18 protein-coding genes are annotated in these 18,123 nt (G+C 75.2%); 12 read left to right on the top strand and 6 right to left on the bottom strand.

What is annotated here, in order from left to right; genetic code table 11:
* Window positions 1-165 precede the first annotated feature (165 nt).
* The 7 genes from infC to pheT all read left to right on the top strand — a co-directional run bounded on the left by infC (window position 166) and on the right by pheT (window position 7,564).
* Window positions 166-879, top strand: a complete 714-nt coding sequence (gene infC, locus ACIP60_RS29170; RefSeq protein ID WP_100835356.1) for a translation initiation factor IF-3 — start codon at window positions 166-168, stop codon at window positions 877-879.
* 133 nt (window positions 880-1,012) lie between these two features.
* Complete coding sequence (gene rpmI / locus ACIP60_RS29165; protein WP_030268653.1) at window positions 1,013-1,207, top strand: 50S ribosomal protein L35; 195 nt, start codon at window positions 1,013-1,015, stop codon at window positions 1,205-1,207.
* Window positions 1,208-1,311: 104 nt separating this feature from the next.
* A complete protein-coding gene (rplT, locus tag ACIP60_RS29160) occupies window positions 1,312-1,698 on the top strand; it encodes a 50S ribosomal protein L20 (RefSeq protein ID WP_100835355.1) in 387 nt (128 codons plus the stop codon).
* A 103-nt stretch (window positions 1,699-1,801) separates the two neighbouring features.
* The gene (locus tag ACIP60_RS29155) at window positions 1,802-2,671 is read left to right on the top strand and encodes a TrmH family RNA methyltransferase (RefSeq protein WP_400689748.1); all 870 of its coding nucleotides are present in this window, start codon (window positions 1,802-1,804) and stop codon (window positions 2,669-2,671) included.
* Between the two features lie 45 nt (window positions 2,672-2,716).
* Complete coding sequence (locus tag ACIP60_RS29150) at window positions 2,717-3,805, top strand: ATP-binding protein (protein ID WP_400689745.1); 1,089 nt, start codon at window positions 2,717-2,719, stop codon at window positions 3,803-3,805.
* Window positions 3,806-3,932: 127 nt separating this feature from the next.
* Window positions 3,933-5,054, top strand: a complete 1,122-nt coding sequence (gene pheS / locus ACIP60_RS29145) for a phenylalanine--tRNA ligase subunit alpha (RefSeq protein WP_400689742.1) — start codon at window positions 3,933-3,935, stop codon at window positions 5,052-5,054.
* Window positions 5,054-7,564 carry a phenylalanine--tRNA ligase subunit beta gene (gene pheT, locus ACIP60_RS29140; protein WP_400689740.1) on the top strand — a complete coding sequence of 837 codons (2,511 nt, stop codon included), beginning with the start codon at window positions 5,054-5,056 and terminating at the stop codon, window positions 7,562-7,564. The genes pheS and pheT overlap by 1 nt, the downstream gene beginning before the upstream one ends.
* 65 nt (window positions 7,565-7,629) lie before the next feature.
* Here the strand turns inward: pheT and ACIP60_RS29135 are convergent, their stop codons facing one another.
* On the bottom strand, window positions 7,630-7,827 hold the full coding sequence (locus tag ACIP60_RS29135) for a hypothetical protein (RefSeq protein WP_400689737.1): 198 nt from the start codon (window positions 7,825-7,827) through the stop codon (window positions 7,630-7,632).
* A gap of 100 nt (window positions 7,828-7,927) precedes the next feature.
* Here ACIP60_RS29135 and ACIP60_RS29130 point away from each other — a divergent pair, with 100 nt between their 5' ends.
* The gene (locus ACIP60_RS29130; protein ID WP_400689734.1) at window positions 7,928-9,163 is read left to right on the top strand and encodes an MFS transporter; all 1,236 of its coding nucleotides are present in this window, start codon (window positions 7,928-7,930) and stop codon (window positions 9,161-9,163) included.
* On the opposite strand, the gene ACIP60_RS29125 is transcribed toward ACIP60_RS29130, so the two are convergent.
* Window positions 9,144-9,635, bottom strand: a complete 492-nt coding sequence (locus ACIP60_RS29125; protein WP_400689731.1) for a GNAT family N-acetyltransferase — start codon at window positions 9,633-9,635, stop codon at window positions 9,144-9,146. The two genes, ACIP60_RS29130 and ACIP60_RS29125, sit on opposite strands and share 20 nt — an antisense overlap.
* 248 nt (window positions 9,636-9,883) lie before the next feature.
* Here ACIP60_RS29125 and ACIP60_RS29120 point away from each other — a divergent pair, with 248 nt between their 5' ends.
* Both ACIP60_RS29120 and ACIP60_RS29115 read left to right on the top strand, forming a co-directional pair.
* A complete protein-coding gene (locus ACIP60_RS29120) occupies window positions 9,884-10,744 on the top strand; it encodes a chitosanase (RefSeq protein WP_400689728.1) in 861 nt (286 codons plus the stop codon).
* 224 nt (window positions 10,745-10,968) lie between these two features.
* The gene (locus tag ACIP60_RS29115; protein ID WP_100835348.1) at window positions 10,969-11,367 is read left to right on the top strand and encodes a hypothetical protein; all 399 of its coding nucleotides are present in this window, start codon (window positions 10,969-10,971) and stop codon (window positions 11,365-11,367) included.
* Between the two features lie 103 nt (window positions 11,368-11,470).
* Here the strand turns inward: ACIP60_RS29115 and ACIP60_RS29110 are convergent, their stop codons facing one another.
* Window positions 11,471-12,337 (bottom strand): 3-hydroxybutyryl-CoA dehydrogenase, encoded by an 867-nt coding sequence (locus tag ACIP60_RS29110; protein WP_400689724.1) that lies wholly within the window; start codon window positions 12,335-12,337, stop codon window positions 11,471-11,473.
* 259 nt (window positions 12,338-12,596) lie between these two features.
* On the opposite strand from ACIP60_RS29110, the gene ACIP60_RS29105 reads away from it, so the two are divergent.
* Window positions 12,597-13,415, top strand: coding sequence for an SDR family NAD(P)-dependent oxidoreductase (locus ACIP60_RS29105; RefSeq protein WP_400689721.1), 819 nt, complete (start codon window positions 12,597-12,599; stop codon window positions 13,413-13,415).
* Between the two features lie 34 nt (window positions 13,416-13,449).
* Here ACIP60_RS29105 and ACIP60_RS29100 read toward each other — a convergent pair whose 3' ends face one another.
* From ACIP60_RS29100 to ACIP60_RS29090, 3 genes are all read right to left on the bottom strand, one after another.
* Window positions 13,450-14,445 carry a ketopantoate reductase family protein gene (locus ACIP60_RS29100; RefSeq protein ID WP_400689718.1) on the bottom strand — a complete coding sequence of 332 codons (996 nt, stop codon included), beginning with the start codon at window positions 14,443-14,445 and terminating at the stop codon, window positions 13,450-13,452.
* A gap of 41 nt (window positions 14,446-14,486) precedes the next feature.
* Complete coding sequence (locus ACIP60_RS29095; RefSeq protein ID WP_111556468.1) at window positions 14,487-15,338, bottom strand: polysaccharide deacetylase family protein; 852 nt, start codon at window positions 15,336-15,338, stop codon at window positions 14,487-14,489.
* 146 nt (window positions 15,339-15,484) lie between these two features.
* Window positions 15,485-16,381 carry a DMT family transporter gene (locus tag ACIP60_RS29090; RefSeq protein WP_400689715.1) on the bottom strand — a complete coding sequence of 299 codons (897 nt, stop codon included), beginning with the start codon at window positions 16,379-16,381 and terminating at the stop codon, window positions 15,485-15,487.
* Between the two features lie 341 nt (window positions 16,382-16,722).
* Here ACIP60_RS29090 and ACIP60_RS29085 point away from each other — a divergent pair, with 341 nt between their 5' ends.
* Window positions 16,723-18,093 carry a PLP-dependent aminotransferase family protein gene (locus tag ACIP60_RS29085; RefSeq protein WP_400689711.1) on the top strand — a complete coding sequence of 457 codons (1,371 nt, stop codon included), beginning with the start codon at window positions 16,723-16,725 and terminating at the stop codon, window positions 18,091-18,093.
* Window positions 18,094-18,123: the final 30 nt, after the last annotated feature.

The raw sequence follows: 18,123 nt of genomic DNA, 5'->3' as shown, positions 1-18,123 counted from the left end.
GTGGAGCCCCGCCTGTACCGTGCGGGGCTTTTTTCGTGCGTTCGGTGCTCCTGCCAGAGGGCAGCGGCAGCGAAGCATGAATGAAGCCCCGCCCAGTGGTCGAAACCACTACGTGCGACCGCCGCCCGACGGCCGCATCGGAAAAGGTGCAACCGAGGAGGCCCCATCAGCACCGAGCCCCGCATCAACGACCGGATTCGCGTCCCCGAGGTGCGACTCGTCGGTCCCAGCGGCGAGCAGGTCGGCATCGTCCCGCTCGCGAAGGCGCTGGAGCTTGCCCAGGAGTACGACCTGGATCTGGTCGAGGTCGCCGCCACGGCGCGACCGCCGGTGTGCAAGCTCATGGACTACGGCAAGTTCAAGTACGAGTCGGCCATGAAGGCCCGTGAGGCGCGCAAGAACCAGGCGCACACGGTCATCAAGGAGATGAAGCTCCGGCCGAAGATCGACCCGCACGACTACGACACCAAGAAGGGTCACGTCGTCCGGTTCCTCAAGCAGGGTGACAAGGTCAAGATCACGATCATGTTCCGCGGTCGTGAGCAGTCCCGCCCCGAGCTGGGCTTCCGACTGCTGCAGCGGCTCGCGGACGACGTCCAGGACCTGGGCTTCGTGGAGTCCGCTCCGAAGCAGGACGGCCGAAACATGATCATGGTTCTCGGCCCGCACAAGAAGAAGACCGAGGCCATGGCCGAGGCCCGCGCCGCCGCTGACGCCCGCAAGGCGGAGCGGCAGGGTCGCGGACCGGCTGCGGACCAGGCGGACGACGTGGACGGCGAGGTGGACGAGGTCGAGGAGACCGAGGCCGCCGAGACCGCGGACGACGACGCCGAGGCCGCCGAGGTCGAGCAGCCCGCCGAGGCCGCCCAGGACGCCTGAGCCTTCGGGTTCGGGAGCCGGGAGGCCGAGGCACCCGGTTCCGGGGCGTCCCGCCCTGGAGACGAGATCCATCCAGTTCCGGCCCGCGCCGCACGGCGCGGGCCGGAACGGACCGACGAGGAGATACGGCGACATGCCGAAGCAGAAGACGCACAGCGGCGCCAGCAAGCGCTTCAAGATCACTGGCTCCGGGAAGGTGCTGCGCGAGCGTGCCGGCCGTCGCCACCTGCTCGAGCACAAGCCCTCGACGCTGACCCGCAAGCTGGCCGGCAACGCCGAGATGGCCCCGGGCGACGCGAAGAAGATCAAGAAGCTTCTCGGCAAGTGATCGCCCGCCCGCGGCGCCGCCGCGGGCACCCGCTGATCCTTACCGACCGAATCGAATAACGGACCGCCGGCACGATCCGAGGTCCGGAACCAAGGAGTAATGAAGTGGCACGCGTCAAGCGGGCAGTGAACGCCCACAAGAAGCGCCGGGTCATCCTCGAGCGGGCCTCCGGCTACCGCGGTCAGCGCTCGCGCCTGTACCGCAAGGCCAAGGAGCAGGTCACCCACTCGCTCGTCTACAACTTCAACGACCGCAAGAAGCGCAAGGGCGACTTCCGCCAGCTCTGGATCCAGCGCATCAACGCCGCTGCCCGTGCCAACGGCATCACCTACAACCGCTTCGTCCAGGGCCTCAAGGCCGCGGGCGTCGAGATCGACCGCAAGATGCTGGCCGACCTCGCGGTGAACGACTCGGTGGCGTTCCGCGCCCTGGTCGAGGTCGCCCAGAAGGCGCTGCCGGAGGACGTCAACGCCCCCAAGGTCGCCGCCTGATCCAGGCCGTCGCCCCGAAGCGTTGCCCCGGACCCGCAGGCCGCCCGGCCTGCGGGTCCGTCGCGTACCGCGCCCCCGCCCGCCCGTGACGAAGATCGTGAGCATGAGCACCGAGACCCCCCTGCTGACCTCCCTGCGCTCCCCGCGCGTCGTCGCCGCCCGCCGGCTGGCCAAGCGCAACCAGCGCGGCAAGGAGCGGCGCTTCCTGGCCGAGGGCCCGCAGGCGGTCCGGGAGGCGGTGGCGTTCGGGCGGCTGCCGGACGGCGAGCACGCCGTGGTCGAGGTGTACGTGACGGCGGAGGCGGCCGAGCGGCACCCGGAGATCGTGGCCGCCGCGCGGGACGCCGGCCGGCCGGTGCTGACCGCCACCGAGGAGGTCGTCGCGGACATCTGCGACACCGTCACCCCGCAGGGCATCGTGGCGCTGTGCCGGTTCATCGACACCCCGTTCGAGCAGGTGCTGGCCGCCCGCCCGAAGCTGGTCGCGGTGCTCGCGCACGTGCGCGACCCCGGGAACGCGGGCACCGTGCTGCGCACCGCGGACGCGGCCGGGGCGGACGCGGTGGTGCTCACCGACGCCTCGGTGGACCCGTACAACCCGAAGGCGGTCCGGGCGTCCGTCGGGAGCCTGTTCCACCTGCCGGTGGCGACCGGGGTGCCGGTCGAGGAGGCGGTGGCCCGGCTGCGGGCGGCCGGGGTGCGGGTGCTGGCCGCGGACGGGGCCGGGCGGCGCGACCTCGACCAGGAGCTGGACGAGGGCACCCTGGAGGGCCCGTGCGCCTGGGTGTTCGGCAACGAGGCCTGGGGCCTGCCGGAGGAGACCCGCGCGCTGGCGGACGAGGTGGTGCGGGTGCCCATCCACGGGCACGCGGAGAGCCTGAACCTCGCCACGGCGGCCGCCGTGTGCCTGTACGCCTCCGCGCGCGCCCAGCGCTCCCACGACGGGTGTCGCGCCGAGGGCCGGGCGCGCTAGGGTCGGTCCCTGGGCCGGCGAGGGGGCGGGCGGGGGAGGACACCCATGGGCGGCGTCAACTGGGCAGCGGTCGAACCTGACGACCTGCCGGACGGACTGGTGGTCGCGGACGGGCAGGGCCGGGTGGTGGTCTTCAACCGGGCCGCGGAACGCATCACCGGCCGCTCCGCGCACCGCGCGATCGGCGTGCCGCTGGAGCGGGCGCTGCCGCTGGAGGACCTGGACGGCCGCCGCTGGTGGCCGCTCACCGACCCGTACGGCGGGCTCGCGGTGCGCACCGGGCAGCCCGAGCGGAACCTGCTGCTGGACGGGCGCGAGGTGCTGGTGTGCGCCAGGTACGTGCGCGAGCGGGCGGCCGGGCCGGTGCGGCAGGTGGTGGTGACGCTGCGCGGCACCGAGGCGCGGCGGCGCACCGAGCGCTCGCACGCCGAGCTGATCGCCACCGTCGCGCACGAGCTGCGCTCGCCGCTGACCAGCGTGAAGGGCTTCACGGCGACGCTGCTGGCCAAGTGGGAGCGCTTCAACGACGGCCAGAAGCGGGTCATGCTGGAGACCGTCGACGCGGACGCCGACCGGGTGGTGCGGCTGATCGCCGAACTGCTGGACATCTCCCGGATCGACGCCGGCCGGCTGGAGATCCGCAAGCAGCGGATCGACCTGGCGGCGGCGGTCCGCCGGCACGTGGCCGGGAAGGTCGCGGCGGGCATCCCCGCCGAGCGCTTCGACATCCGGGTGGCCGGGCCGCCGGCCGAGCAGTGGGGCGACCCGGACAAGCTCGACCAGGTGCTGGCCAACCTGCTGGAGAACGCGGTCCGGCACGGCGAGGGCACCGTGACCATCGAGGTCGGGCCGGCCAAGGAGCTGGTGGAGCGGGCCGGGACGCCGCCCCGGACGATCGAGGGCACCGCCGTCATCGTCAGCGACCAGGGCGCCGGCATCCCGGAGGAGGCGATGCCGCGGGTGTTCACCCGGTTCTGGCGGGGCTCCAGGCGGGGCGGCACCGGCCTGGGCCTGTACATCGTCAAGGGCATCGTGGAGGCGCACGGCGGGGTGATCCGGATCAGCCGGGCCGACGGCGGCGGCGCCAGGTTCCGGTTCGTGCTGCCCGCGGGCGTCCCCGACTTCATGCTCTGACCCGGACCGCGGCGCGGTCCGCCGCCGTGGGGGGTCGCGGCCTGCGACTACACTCGACCCCTGGCGTTCCTGGACGCCCGGCGACGCAGCAGACCTGATCACGAGCAGGAGCACGGGAAAGATAGAGATGTCGGCACCCAATAAGTCGTACGACCCGGTCGAGGTCGAGGCCCTCAAGCCCGAGGTGGTGGAACAGGCCCGGGACGAGGCGCTCGCCGCCTTCGCCGCCGCCGCCGACCTCGACGAGCTCAAGCAGGCGAAGGTCGCGCACACCGGCGACCGCTCCCCGCTGTCGCTCGCCAACCGCGAGATCGGCGCCCTGCCCCCGCAGGCCAAGGCCGCCGCGGGCAAGCTGATCGGCCAGGCCCGCGGCGCCGTCAACCGGGCCCTGGCCGAGCGCCAGGTCGAGCTGGAGGCGGAGCGCGACGCCCGGGTGCTGGTCGAGGAGGCGGTGGACGTCACCCTGCCGTACGGCCGGGTGCCGCGCGGTGCCAGGCACCCGCTGACCACGCTCGCCGAGCGCATCGAGGACACCTTCGTCGCGATGGGCTACCAGGTGGCGTCCGGCCCCGAGGTCGAGGCGGAGTGGCTGAACTTCGACGCCCTGAACCTGCACGCCGACCACCCGGCCCGCTCGATGCAGGACACCTTCTTCGTCGAGGCCCCCGACGGCACCGCCGACTCCGGCATGGTGCTGCGCACCCAGACCTCGCCGGTGCAGATCCGGGCGATGCTGGCCGGCGAGCCGCCGCTGTACGCGGTCAGCCCCGGCCGGGTCTACCGCACCGACGAGCTGGACGCCACCCACACCCCGGTGTTCCGCCAGGTCGAGGCGATCGCGGTGGACGAGGGCCTCACCTTCGGCCACCTCAAGGGCACCATCGAGGTGCTGGTGGAGAAGCTGATCGGCGGTGGCCTGGAGCTGCGCTGGCGGCCCTCGTACTTCCCGTTCACCGAGCCCAGCGCCGAGATCGACCTCCAGTGCTTCGTCTGCCGCGGCGCCTCGGTGGGCAACCCCGACCGCCCGTGCCGGACCTGCTCCTCGGAGGGCTGGATCGAGCTGGGCGGCTGCGGCGTGGTCAACCCGCGGGTGCTGGTCGCCGCGGGCATCGACCCGAACCGCTACAGCGGGTTCGCGTTCGGCCTGGGCCTGGAGCGGATCCTGATGAACCGTCACAACGTCGCCGACATGCGCGACATGGTCGAGGGTGACGTCCGCTTCACCCTCCCGTTCGGGATGGAGATCTGATGCGCGTCCCGCTTTCCTGGCTGCGCGAGTACGTCGACCTGCCGGCGGGCGAGACCGGCCGCGACGTCGCGGCCCGGCTGGTCCGCGCGGGTCTCGAGGTGGAGACCGTCGAGCAGCTCGGCACCGACGTCAAGGGCCCGCTGGTGGTCGGCGAGGTGCTCTCGATCGAGGAGCTGAGCGGCTTCAAGAAGCCGATCCGGCACTGCTTCGTCAACGTCGGCGGCGCCAACGGCACCGGCGAGCCGCAGGAGATCGTCTGCGGCGCCACCAACTTCCAGGTCGGCGACAAGGTCGTGGTGATCCTGCCCGGCGGCGTGCTGCCCGGCCCGTTCCCGATCTCCGCCCGGCAGACCTACGGCCACACCTCGGCCGGCATGATCTGCTCCGCCCGCGAGCTGGGCATGGGCGACGACCACCACGGCATCATCGTGCTGCCGCCCGAGTACGAGCCCGGCACCGACGCGATCGAGCTGCTCCAGCTGGTCGACGAGGTGCTCGACATCGCGGTCACCCCCGACCGCGGCTACTGCCTGTCGATGCGCGGCGTGGCCCGCGAGGCCGCCGCCGCGTACGGCCTGCCGCTGGCCGACCCGGCGCTGCTGGACGTGCCGCCGGCCAACGCGTACGGCTACCTGGTGAAGGTCGCCGACCCGGTGGGCTGCGACCGCTTCGTGGCGCGCACCGTGACCGGCGTCGACCCGGGCGCGAAGTCGCCGATCTGGCTGCAGCGCCGCCTGCAGAAGTCCGGCGTCCGCCCGGTCTCGCTGGCCGTCGACATCACCAACTACGTGATGCTGGAGGTCGGCCAGCCGCTGCACGCCTACGACCGCAACCGCGTCGACGGGCCGATCCAGGTCCGCCGGGCGGTGGCGGGCGAGCAGCTCACCACGCTGGACGGCGTCAAGCGCGAGCTGTCCGCCGAGGACCTGCTGATCTGCGACAACTCCGGCCCGATCGGCCTGGCCGGCGTGATGGGCGGCGCCAGCACCGAGATCCTCGACCCGGTCGTCGACCCGGAGACCGGGCTGGCCAGCGGCACCACCGAGATCATCATCGAGGCCGCGCACTTCGAGCCGGTCGCCATCGCCCGCACCGCCAAGCGCCACAAGCTGCCCTCCGAGGCGTCCAGGCGCTTCGAGCGCGGCGTCGACCCGGAGGCCGCCCGGGCCGCCGCGCAGCGCGCCGTCGACCTGCTGGTGCTGATCGCCGGCGGCACCGCCGAGGCCGGGGTCACCGACATCGCCGCCCCGCACCCGGTGCGCACCATCCCGATCGACGCCGACCTGCCCGACCGCGTCGCCGGCGCCGAGTACGGCCGCGAGACGGTCACCCGCCGCCTGCAGGAGGTCGGCTGCACCGTCGTCGGGGCGGACGTCCTGGAGGTCACCCCGCCGTCCTGGCGGCCCGACCTGACCGACCCGTACGACCTCGCCGAGGAGGTCATCCGGCTGGAGGGCTACGACAACGTCCCGGCCCGGATGCCGGTCACCCCGCCCGGGCGCGGCCTGTCCGAGGCGCAGCGCTTCCACCGCCGGGTCGGCGTGGCGCTGGCCGGCGCGGGCTACGTGGAGATCAACGCGTACCCGTTCGTCGGCGACGCCTCCTTCGACGGCCTCGGGCTGGACGCGGACGACGCGCGCCGCCGCACCGTCAAGCTGGTCAACCCGCTGAACGACGCCGAGCCGGCGCTGCGCACCACCCTGCTGCCGGGCCTGCTGGGCGCGCTGCGGCGCAACGTCGGGCGCGGCAACACCGACCTGGCGATCTTCGAGACCGGCACGGTGTTCCTGCCCAAGGCCGAGCCGAAGGTCGCGCCGCGGCTGCCGGTGGACCGCCGCCCGACCGAGGAGCAGCTCGCCGAGCTGGACGCCGCCCTCCCGGACCAGCCGCGCCGGGTCGCCGTCGCGCTGACCGGCGAGCGGCTGCCGTCCGGCTGGTGGGGCAAGGGCGCGCCGTCCGGCTGGGCGGACGCGGTCGAGGCGGCCCGGGTGGTCGCCGCCGCCGCGGGCGTGGAGCTGACGGTCCGCCAGGCGCAGTACGCGCCGTGGCACCCGGGGCGCTGCGCCGAGCTGCTGGTCGGCGAGGAGGTCGTCGGCCACGCCGGCGAGCTGCACCCGCGCGTCGTCAAGGCGCTGCACCTGCCGGAGCGCACCAGCGCGATGGAGCTCGACCTGGACCTGCTGTTCGAGGACGGCCGCCGGGTCTCCGGCCCGCCGGTCTCCGCCTACCCGGTGGCGACCCAGGACGTGGCGCTGATCGTGGACGCGGGCGTGCACGCCGCGGACGTGGAGGCGGCGCTGCGCGAGGGCGCGGGCGAACTGCTGGAGTCGCTGCGGCTGTTCGACGTGTTCACCGGCGAGCAGGCGGGCGCGGGCAAGAAGTCGCTGGCGTACACGCTGCGCTTCCGGGCCGCCGACCGGACGCTGACGGCCGACGAGGCGTCGGCGGCCCGCGCGTCGGCGGTCGCGGTGGCCGCCGAGCGCACCGGCGCGGTGCTGCGCGGGGCCTGACGGCCCGTCGGAGCCCCGTCGCGTCCCCCGGGTGGGGGAGCGGCGGGGCTCCGCCGTGTCCGGGGTCAGACGCAGGTGGTGTCCCGCAGCGCGGACAGGAGCCGGCCGACATCGGCCTGGTCCGGGTGGCCGGTGCCGAGGGCGGTGTGGTCCGGGTGGCCGGTGCCGAGGGCGGTGTGGTCCGCCGTGCTGCGGGCGCGCCCGTCGGGGTCCTTGGCCGAGGGCGGGGTGGGCGGGCGCAGGACGGCGCGGGTGGCGAGCACCCGTGCGGGTTCCGGGTTTTGCGCGGTTCGGGACGGGGCTGCTAGGTTCTCGTGGTCGGCCTTCGAACGCGCCCCCGCGGCAGCGTCGGAGGCTTTTTTCATGACTGATCACGGGTATCTGGCGCTGCTGCGGCAGCGGGAGTTCGCGGGGCTGTACGCAGGTTTCACGCTGTTGGCGGGGGCCGGGACGCTGTCGGGGTTCGCGCTGGGCACGCTGGTGCAGGCGCGCACGGGGTCGCCGTTCCTGACGGCGGTGAGCATGTACGGGTCGTCGTTCGCGGCGGTGCTGGGCGCGTTGACGCTGATGTCGGTCGCGGACGGGGCGCGGCCGCGCCGGACGCTGGTGGCGCTGCACCTGCTGGCGCTGGCCGCGACGTTGGGGCAGGCGGTGCCGGGGCTGCCGCTGGCGGCGCGGTTCGGGCTGCTACTGCTGGTCGGGTTCTTCCAGTCGCTGGGGACGGGAACGCGGATGGGCCTGCTGGCGGAGATCGTGCCGCCGGGCGGGTACGCGCGGGCCCGGTCGCTGATGAACGTCACGGCGGGCGGGGCGGCGGTGCTGGGGTTCGCGCTGGGCGGGGCGCTGCTGGCGGTGCTGACGCCGTACCAGGTGCTGGGCGCGGCGGGCGGTCTGACGGCGCTGGCCACGGCGGTGGTGGCGGTGACGGTGCGGGAGCGGTCGGTGCGGCCGCCGCGCCGGCCGGGCCTGCGGGAGACCTGGCGGGGCAACGCCGAGCTGCTGGGGCGGCCCGGGCGGCGGGCGCTGCTGCTGAACCTGTGGGTGCCCAACGGGCTGGTGGTGGGCTGCGAGGCGCTGCTGCTGCCGTACGCGCCGTCGGCGGCCGGGACGCTGCTGGCGGCGGGCGCGGCCGGGATGCTGGCGGGTGACCTGCTGGTGGGGCGGCTGCTGGACGCGGCGCGGCGGGCCCGGCTGGCGTACGGGCTGCGGCTGCTGCTGGCGGGGCCGTTCCTGCTGCTGGCGGCCGGGCCGCCGGTGTGGGCGGCGGCAGCGGCGGTGGGCGCGGCGGGGGTCGGGTTCGCGGCGACGCTGCCGCTCCAGGAGCGGCTGCTGGCGCTGACGCCGACCGCCGCGCAGGGGCAGGTGCAGGGTGTGGAGTCGGCGGGCCGGATCGCCTGGCAGGGGGTCGGTGCGGCGCTGGCGGGCGGGTTGGCGCAGTTGGTGGAGGTGCGCTGGGCGATCGGCGCGCTGGCCGGGGTGTCGCTGCTGGTGACGGTGCTCTCGCGCCCGGCGGTGCGGCGCGAGGGGGCGGCGGGGCGGCCGGGGGCAGGGGCAGGGGCCGGGGTGGGCGCGGAGGCGGCTACAGCGGGCGGTGCATGACGTGCAGTCCGACGTAGCCGAGGCGGGGGTGGTGGAAGCCCTCGGGGACGGTGCCGACGATCTCGAAGCCCAGCGAGCGGTAGAGGCCGACGGCCGGGGCGTTGGTGGCGACGACGGCGTTGAACTGCATGGCGCGGAAGCCCCGGGCGCGGGCCCAGCGCAGGGCCTCTTCGCCCAGGGCGCGGCCGGTGCCGCGCCCGGCGTGGTCCGGGTCGACCAGGAAGCTGGCGCTGGCGACGTGCGCGCCGTTGCCCGCCTGGTTGTTGTTCATCTTGGCGGTGCCCAGGACGGCGCCGGTGGTCTCGTCGACGGCGACCACGGTGCGGTTCGGGGCGGGCAGCATCCACCAGCCGCGGGCGGTGTCGGACGTCAGGTCGGTGGGGTAGGTGAACGTCTCGCCGGCGGCGACGACGCGGTGGAAGAACGGCCAGACGGCGTCCCAGTCCCCGGCGGTGGCTTCGCGGATCTCCATCCGGCCCAGCATGGCCGCCGGCGCCCCGTCCGGCCAGCGGTTTTCCGGCGGTGTCCGGGTGGCGGCGGCCGGGGCGGGCGGGGCGCGGGGTGACGGCCCGTCGGGCGGTCCGGGCGGACGAGTTGAACCGGATGCGGCCGGACGTCTTGCGGGAGCGTGAGGCGGACGCTTCAATCTTCGTTAGGAAAGTTTCCTAACCCTCTGCTGCGGGCACCCCCATGCCCGCAGCCGGCAGACGGAGCGTCAGAATGCACCCCAGCAAGCACCGCACCGCCCGCACCACCCGGGCCGCCCTCGCGATCCTGGTCGGCGCCCTCCCGCTGACCCTGGCCGCGGCCGGCACCGGCCACGCCGCCACCCCCGCGGCGAGCCCCGCGAGCGCCGTGGCGGTGGCCGCCGTCGGACTGGACGACCCGGCGAAGAAGGAGATCGCCATGGAGCTGGTCTCCTCGGCGGAGAACTCCTCGCTCGACTGGAAGGCCCAGTACAAGTACATCGAGGACATCGGCGATGGCCGCGGCTACACCGCGGGCATCATCGGCTTCTGTTCCGGCACCGGCGACATGCTCGAACTGGTGCAGCACTACACCGACCTCAAGTCCGGCAACGTGCTGGCCAAGTACCTGCCCGCGCTGAAGAAGGTCAACGGCAGCGACTCGCACTCCGGCCTCGGCACCGCCTTCGTCAACGACTGGAAGACCGCCGCCAAGGACACCGTCTTCCAGCAGGCCCAGAACGACGAGCGCGACCGGGTCTACTTCAACCCCTCGGTCCAGCAGGCCAAGGCGGACGGGCTGCGCGCGCTCGGCCAGTTCATCTACTACGACGCCATCGTGATGCACGGCCCCGGCAACAGCTCCGACAGCTTCGGCGGCATCCGCGCCGCCGCCATGAAGAAGGCCAAGACCCCGGCCCAGGGCGGCGACGAGACCACCTACCTGAAGGCCTTCCTGGACGCCCGGAAGGTGATCATGAAGCAGGAGGAGGCGCACGCCGACACCAGCCGGGTCGACACCGAGCAGCTGGTGTTCCTGAACGCCAAGAACTTCGACCTCAACCCGCCGCTCAAGTGGAAGGTCTACGGCGACCCGTACCAGATCAACTCCTGACCCCCCGGGTCGGAGACGGCCCGAAACGGCCGGAAGTAGCCCGAGCGGTCCGAACGGCCCGGCGCCCGTGCGCGCCGGGCCGTTCGCCGTGTGCCGGACGATTCGCTGACGTACCGTCAACACACTTGCTGCGCACGGTTATTACGGATCGGACACATCCCGGACGGGTGGCCCCGGCGGCTCGTAGCGTCGGCCCTGACCCGTGTCCGTCCCGAGGGGAGACCATGCGCATCCGAGCGATCGCCGCCACCGCCTGCCTGGCCGCCGCGGCGGCCCTGGCCGTGGCGGGCTGCGGGCGGACCGGCGGCACCGGGGCGCAGCTCGCGCAGGACGCCGGACGGGCCGCGTTCGGCGACGTCGAGGTCACCGCCTGCGGGGTGGACGACGCGCTGCAGTGGCCCGCCGCCACCGTCCGGATCACCAACCACACCGCGACCACCAGCAACTACGTGGTGCAGATCGCCTTCGAGGACGGCAGCGGCCGGCAGGTCACCGAGGGCGTCGCCGCCGCCGGCTCGCTCCCGCCCGGCCAGGACGCGGTCGAACAGGCCCAGGGCACCGCCGACCCGCACGGCCCGGTCAGCTGCCGGGTCGCCGACATCGTCCGCTACGCCACCCCCTGACGGCCCCCGCCGCCGGGCCGCGTCCCCCACGAAGTCGGAGCGGCCCGGCGGCGTGGCGCCGGGTGTCGGGGCGCCGGGTGTCGGTGCGTCAGGACGCGGTCCGTCAGGCGGCGGTGTAGTCGTAGAAGCCGCGGCCGGACTTGCGGCCCAGCAGGCCCGCGTCGACCATCCGGGACAGCAGCGGCGGGGCCGCGTACAGCGGCTCCTTGTACTCGTCGTACATCGACTCGGCGATCGAGACGATGGTGTCCAGGCCGATCAGGTCGCACAGCCGCAGCGGGCCCATCGGGTGGGCGCAGCCGGCCTCCATGCCCTTGTCGATGTCGGCGGCAGTGGCCACGCCCGACTCGAACATCCGGACCGCGGAGAGCAGGTACGGCACCAGCAGGGCGTTGACCACGAAACCGGCCCGGTCGCGGGCCCGGATCGGCTCCTTGCCCAGGGCCTCGACGGCGAACTGCTCGGCGCGGGTGGTGGTCTCGGCGGAGGTGGTCAGGGTCGGGATGACCTCGACCAGCTTCTGCACCGGCGCCGGGTTGAAGAAGTGCAGGCCGATCACCTGCTCGGCCCGGGTGGTCGCGGCGGCGAGCTTCACGATCGGGATGGAGGAGGTGTTGGAGGCCAGGATCGCGTCCCGGCGGGTCACCACCTGGTCCAGGGTGCGGAAGATCGCGACCTTGACGTCCTCGCGCTCGGCGACCGCCTCGACCACCAGGTCCCGGTCGTGGAAGTCGGCCAGCTCGGTGGTGAACGACAGCCGGGCCAGCGCCGCGTCCCGGTCCTCCTCCGACAGCTTGCCGCGCCGCACCGCGGTCTCCAGCGAGTTGGTCAGCCGGGTCCGGCCCAGTTCCAGGGCCTCGCCACCGGCTTCCGAGACCAGCACGTCCAGACCGGAACGGGCGAACACCTCGGCGATGCCCGACCCCATGAGGCCGCAGCCGACTACTCCGACGCGTGCGATGTCACTCAACTCAGATGCCCTTCGGAAGGAGCCGGGGATCACCCGGCGGTGGTGTCGCGGACGCCGCGGCCCGGTGGGGGCCGGGCGGTCCGCCCGGACGACGGTACTACCTGCCTTAACGCCCGTTCACATCGGTGCGTGCCGACGGCCCCCGTGCCGGGCCCTGGGCCGAACGGGTGGGCGTCGGCAGTGCGCCGCGCGCGCTCCCCGTGCGCCCCCTCGGGCGGGACCACAATGCGGAGGTCCAGCCGGAGGAGGGAGCAGGCGGATGGGGACGGGATCACTCACCGGGCAGGTCGGACTGGTCACCGGGGCCGGCCGCGGCATCGGCCGCGAGATCGCCATCGGGCTCGCCGCCGAGGGCATGGCCGTCGGACTGCTCGGCCGCACCCAGGAGACGCTGATCGCCACCCTCAAGGAGTGCGTCCGGCACGGCGCCCGCGGCGTCGCCGTCACCGCCGACGTCACCCGGCCGGGCGCCGTCCGGGAGGCCGTCCGCTCGATCGAGCGCGACCTCGGCCCCCTCGACCTGCTGGTCAACAACGCCGGACAGGTCGACCGCGCCGAGGTGCCGCTCTGGGAGACCGACCCCGCCCAGTGGTGGCAGGTCGTCGAGACCAACCTGCGCGGCCCCTACCACCTGCTGCGCCACGTCCTGCCCGGCATGGTGCAGCGCCGCCGCGGCCGGGTCGTCAACCTCAACAGCGACTTCGCGCTGCGCCCCGACGGCCACTACACCGCGTACGCCACCTCCAAGGGCGCGCTGCTCCGGCTCTCCGACAACATCGCCGACTCGGTCGGCCGGCACGGCGTCGTCGTGCTCGACGTCAGCCCCGGCACGGTCGCCACCGAGATGACCGCCGGCATGCCGGTGTTCCGGGACACCAGGGCCTGGGGCTCCCTCCCGTACATGGTCGCCGTCACCGTGGACGCCGCCCGCGGCCGCTTCGACGGACTGCACGGACGCTTCCTGCACGCCGGGCGCGACAACCTGGAGACCCTGGTCGCCGCCGCACCCGCGATCCGCTCCACCGACGCCCGCACCCTGCGACTGCGCCCGTACGGACCGGACGACCCGCTGGCCTGAGCCCCCCTCGCCGGCCGGCGCTCCCCCCGCCGGGTCAGAGCTCCAGCAGGGCGGACAGCTCGGCCTCCGGCAGCGAGCCCGCCGGGTGCCCCTCGCGGGCGAACGCGGCGGCCAGCCGCTGCAGGGCCGCGTTGAGCGGCACCGGCACCCCGTGCAGCCGGCCCAGCAGCACCACCTCGCCGTTCAGCCAGTCCGCCTCGATGTCGCCGGTGCCGCGCGCCAGCGACTGCCAGGACGAACCCCCGGCCCGCGGCCCGCCCGCCAGCGGCACCTGCGCCACCCGGTCGCCGCGCCGGGCCCGCTGCTCCTCCTCGGACGGGTGCGCGATCCCGGCGGCCGCCAGCACCGCCTCCCCCTCCGCCCGCAGCCGCCGCCACACCCGCAGCCGAAGCTCGCCGTCGATCGGACCGGCCACCGCCTCCAGCGCGTTGCCCAGGTTGCTCAGCAGCTTGGCGTACTTCCAGGCCATCACGTCCGCGGCGAGGGGCGCGTCGAAGTGCGAGTCGGCCAGGTCGGCGGCGATCCGCCCGGCCAGCTCGTCCGTGCCGTGCGGGTAGCGGCCCAAGTGCAGCACGCCCGAGCGCGGCGAGCCCGCCGCCGCGACCCGGCCCGGCTCCAGGTGCGAGGACGGCAGCCACACGCACATCCCGTACACCCGGGCGAAGCGGCGCAGCGCCAGCCGCTCGTTCTCCACGCCGTTCTGCGCGCACACCAGCGGCAGCCGCTCGCCCGCCGTCCCGCCGCCCGCGACCGGGCGCGGCGCCCACCGGTCGAGCAGGGCCGCCGAGTGCTGGGTCTTCACCGCCAGCACCAGCACGTCGTCCGGGGTCAGCCCGACCTCCTCGGGGCCGCCGACCGCCGGGACCGCCAGCCGGTGGGTGCCGTCCGGGACGGTCAGGCGCAGGCCGTCGGCGCGCAGCGCCGCCAGGTGGGGGCCGCGGGCGACCAGCAGCACCTCGCGCCCGCTCTGGTGGAGACGTCCGCCGATGGTGCCGCCGACCGCGCCGGCGCCCAGGATGAGGTAGCGCATGGGTCGAGCATCGCACGGCCGGGGCCGGGGGTGACGCCGGGTCAGGCGCAGAGCTCGGAGGCCGTCACCGCGTGCAGGCCCTGCCCGGCGAGGCCGTCCAGGATGGCCGGCAGCGCCGTCACCGTGCCCGGGTGGTCCATGTGCAGGGCGACCACCGAGCCGGCCGCCGCCGCCCGCAGCACCCGGCGGGTCACGGTCTCCGCGCCCGGGTCCGCGTAGTCGCGCGGGTCGACGTCGAAGGACAGCACGTGCGGGTAGCCGACCCGCTGGGCCTGCTCCTTCACCATCGCGTTCGCGTACTGCGCCGCGGACGGCCGGAACCAGCGGCCGATCGACCCGGTCAGCCGCTCCAGCCGCTGCGCGCACTGGGCTATCTCCTCGTGCGCCTGCTCGGCGCTCAGCGCGCAGATGTCCAGGTGGTTCTGGGTGTGGTTGCCCAGCTCGTGCCCGCCGGACAGGATGCGCTCGGCGATCCGCGGCTGCTCGTCCAGCCAGCTGCCCACCGCCAGCACGGTCAGCCGGGCGCCGCGCTGCTCGGCGGTGGTCAGCAGCGCGGTGGCGATCGCCGGGTCGCCCTGCCCGTGGAAGGTCAGCGCCAGCTGCGGCCTGGTGCGCGGGCCGGTCACCACCTCCTGCGGGGTGTCCGCGGCCAGCGGGGGCAGCGCGAACGGGGTGGCGCTCGGGGACGGCGAGGGCGACGGCGACGGGGACCCGCTCGGGCCCGCGGCCGGCGACTCGGTCAGGTGCGCGGGCTGCGGACGGGCCGCCACCGAGGGGCCGTCCGGGCCGTGCACGTCGGAGGGGCCGCCGCACGCGGCGACCAGGCCGCCGGCGGCGCTCAGCGCGGCCAGGCGGGAAGCGGAACGCAGAACACTGCGGCGGTCGACTGTCATCGCGGCCCAGCTAAGCCGAGGTTCCGCGGGGGCGGCAAACGGCAGCCGCCCGGACGAGTGGCCGCCCGGCCGGAAGGTGACGGGGCGTGAGCGGCCCGGCCCGGGCACCGGGCTGCGGCGGGATCGGCCGGGCGGGGCGGGGTGGGTCAGGTCGCCGCGCCGAACAGCAGGGCGCCGGTCACCAGGGCGGCGCCCAGCAGCTGGAGCGGGGCCGGGACGGTGGCGGTGAGGACCGCGCCGGAGAGGGTCGCGGTGAGCGGGATCAGCCCGCCGAACAGGCCCGCCCGGTCGGCCGGCAGCACCGTCAGCGCCGAGTACCAGAGCAGGAACGCCCCGCAGGTCAGCACCGGGCCCAGGTAGAGCAGCGCGAGCAGCTCGCCGCCGGTGGGCACCCGCAGCGCGGACGGCGAGAGCGCCGCCGCCGCGGCGAACAGCGGCACCGCGAGCAGGGTGGTGTACGCGGAGACCCGGACCGGGCCGAGCCGCGGCAGCAGCGGCACGGCCAGCAGCGAGAACGACGCCTCGCACAGCAGCGTCCCGGCCGCGTACAGCAGGCCGAGCGCGTCGCCGTGGCCGAAGCCCTGGGTGAGCGCCGCGCCGCACACCACCAGGGCCGCCGCCGCGAGCAGCCGGACGGCCGGGCGGCGCCGGGACAGCAGCGGGCCGGCCACGCCGAGCAGCAGCGGGGTGCAGCCGACCACGCTGCCGACCACCGCCGGGTCGGTGTGCCGCAGCGCGGCGACCAGCAGCAGGTTGAACCCGAACAGGCCGGTGCCGGACAGGGCCAGCAGCAGGGCGAGTTCACGGAGCGTCAGCCGGTGGGCGAGCCGCGGCCGGCGGCGGGCCAGCGGCAGCAGGATCGCGGCCGCCAGGGTGTAGCGCAGGGCCTGGCCGCCGGCCAGCGGGTAGGCGGAGAACGCGGCGCTCACCCCGGTGGAGGCGCCCAGCAGGGTCATCGCGCCGGCCGCGCGCAGCGAGCCGGGCGGCCGGGCGGGGGCGGTGACGGCGGCGGTGGTGGTGCCGGCGGTGGTGGTGTCGGGCATGGCTGCCACGCTAGGAGTACGGTGGTCCGGTTCCCAGGGCCACTCGGGGGGCTCGATGGAGGACCAATCCGGAGTGCGGGCCGCTAGGCCCTGTCCGGCCGGTCTTGCCGGGCGCGCGACGCCGGATCATCCCGGCTGGAAGCACCGGCGAAACACCCGAGTACACCCGGTACGAGGGCGTTGCGCCGGCACTCCCAGCCGGGCGCCCGACGCCGCGCGCTGATCCGACAAGACCGGCCGGACAGGGCCTAGCCTGGGGGCTCGTCCGGGCCCGGGGCGGGCCTCGGCCGGTCCGCCGGTCGGCCGGGCGGCCGGTCTGGTGCGGCGGAGGGACGGTCGGGGTGCGGGAGTTGCTGATCAGCTGGGAGCCGGGCGGCGGGGACCTGACCGGGCGGCTGACCCGGGCGCTGCGGGCGGCGGTGCGGGAGGGGCGGCTGGCGGGCGGGGTGCGGCTGCCGGCCAGCCGGGCGCTGGCGGCGGAGCTGGGCGTCTCGCGCGGGGTGGTGGTCGAGGCGTACGAGCGGCTCGCCGCCGAGGGCTACCTGGTGGGGCGGCGGGGATCGGGCACCCGGGTCGCGCCGGGGGTGGCGGTGGAGCGGGCCGGGGCAGCGGTGCGGGCGCCGGCGGCCGAGCCGCGCTACGACCTGAAGCCGGGCTCGCCCGACCTCGGGGCGTTCCCCCGGACGGCCTGGGCGGGGGCGGTGCGGCGGGCCCTCCAGGGGGCGGCCAACCGGGACCTCGGGTACGGGGACCCGGCCGGACTGCCTGGGCTGCGGCGGGAGTTGGCCGCGTACCTGGGCCGGGTGCGGGCGGTGGCGGCGGGGCCGGAGCAGGTCGCGGTGGTCAGCGGGGTCGGGCAGGGGCTGGCGCTGCTGGTGCCGGTGCTGGCCGGGCACGGGCTGCGGCGGATCGCGGTGGAGGACCCCGGCTCGCCCGGCACGCTGGCCCTGCTGCGCGCCCACGGGGTCGAGCCGGTCGGCGTCCCGGTCGACCAGGAGGGCCTGGTGGTAAGGGAGTTGGCGGCCGGCGGGGCGGACGCGGTGCTGGTCACCCCGGCCCACCAGTACCCGACCGGGGTCGCGCTGTCGGCCCGGCGCCGGACCGAACTCGCCCGCTGGGCCCGGGCGGGCGGGCTGGTGCTGGAGGACGACTACGACGCCGAGTTCCGCTACGACCGCGAACCGCTGGGCGCCGTCCAGGGGTTGGCGCCGGAGCGGACGGTCTACCTGGGCTCGCTCAGCAAGACCCTGGCGCCCGGCCTGCGGCTGGGCTGGGCGGTGCTGCCCGGCTGGCTGGCCGAGGACTTCCGGCAGGCCAAGCGGTACGCCGACCTCGGCACCGGGGCGATCGACCAACTCGCCTTCGCCGCGCTGCTGGAGAGCGGCGGCTACGACCGCCACCTGCGCACCGTCCGCCCCCGCTACCGGGCCCGGCGCGACGCCCTGGTGGACGCGCTGCGCGCGCACCTGCCGCGGGCCGGACTGCGCGGCGTCGCCGCCGGGCTGCACCTGTACGCCGACCTGCCGCCGGGTGCGGACGAGGCGGCGCTGGCCGCGGCGGCGCTGCGCCGCGGGGTGCGGGTCGCGGCCGTCGGGCCCGGGCGGCTCGCCCCCGGCGGGCCGGCCCTCGCGCTCGGCTACGCGGTCCTGCCCGAGCAGCGGCTGCGCGAGGCGGCGGAGCTGCTCGGACAGGCCCATCGGGAGGTGAGCTGACGGATCGTCAGATCGGGCGGGGAGAGAAGC

Source organism: Kitasatospora sp. NPDC088783 (assembly GCF_044750705.1).
Classification (GTDB): Bacteria; Actinomycetota; Actinomycetes; order Streptomycetales; family Streptomycetaceae; genus Kitasatospora; species Kitasatospora fiedleri.
This window is presented reverse-complemented; position numbering and strand designations above follow the sequence as displayed.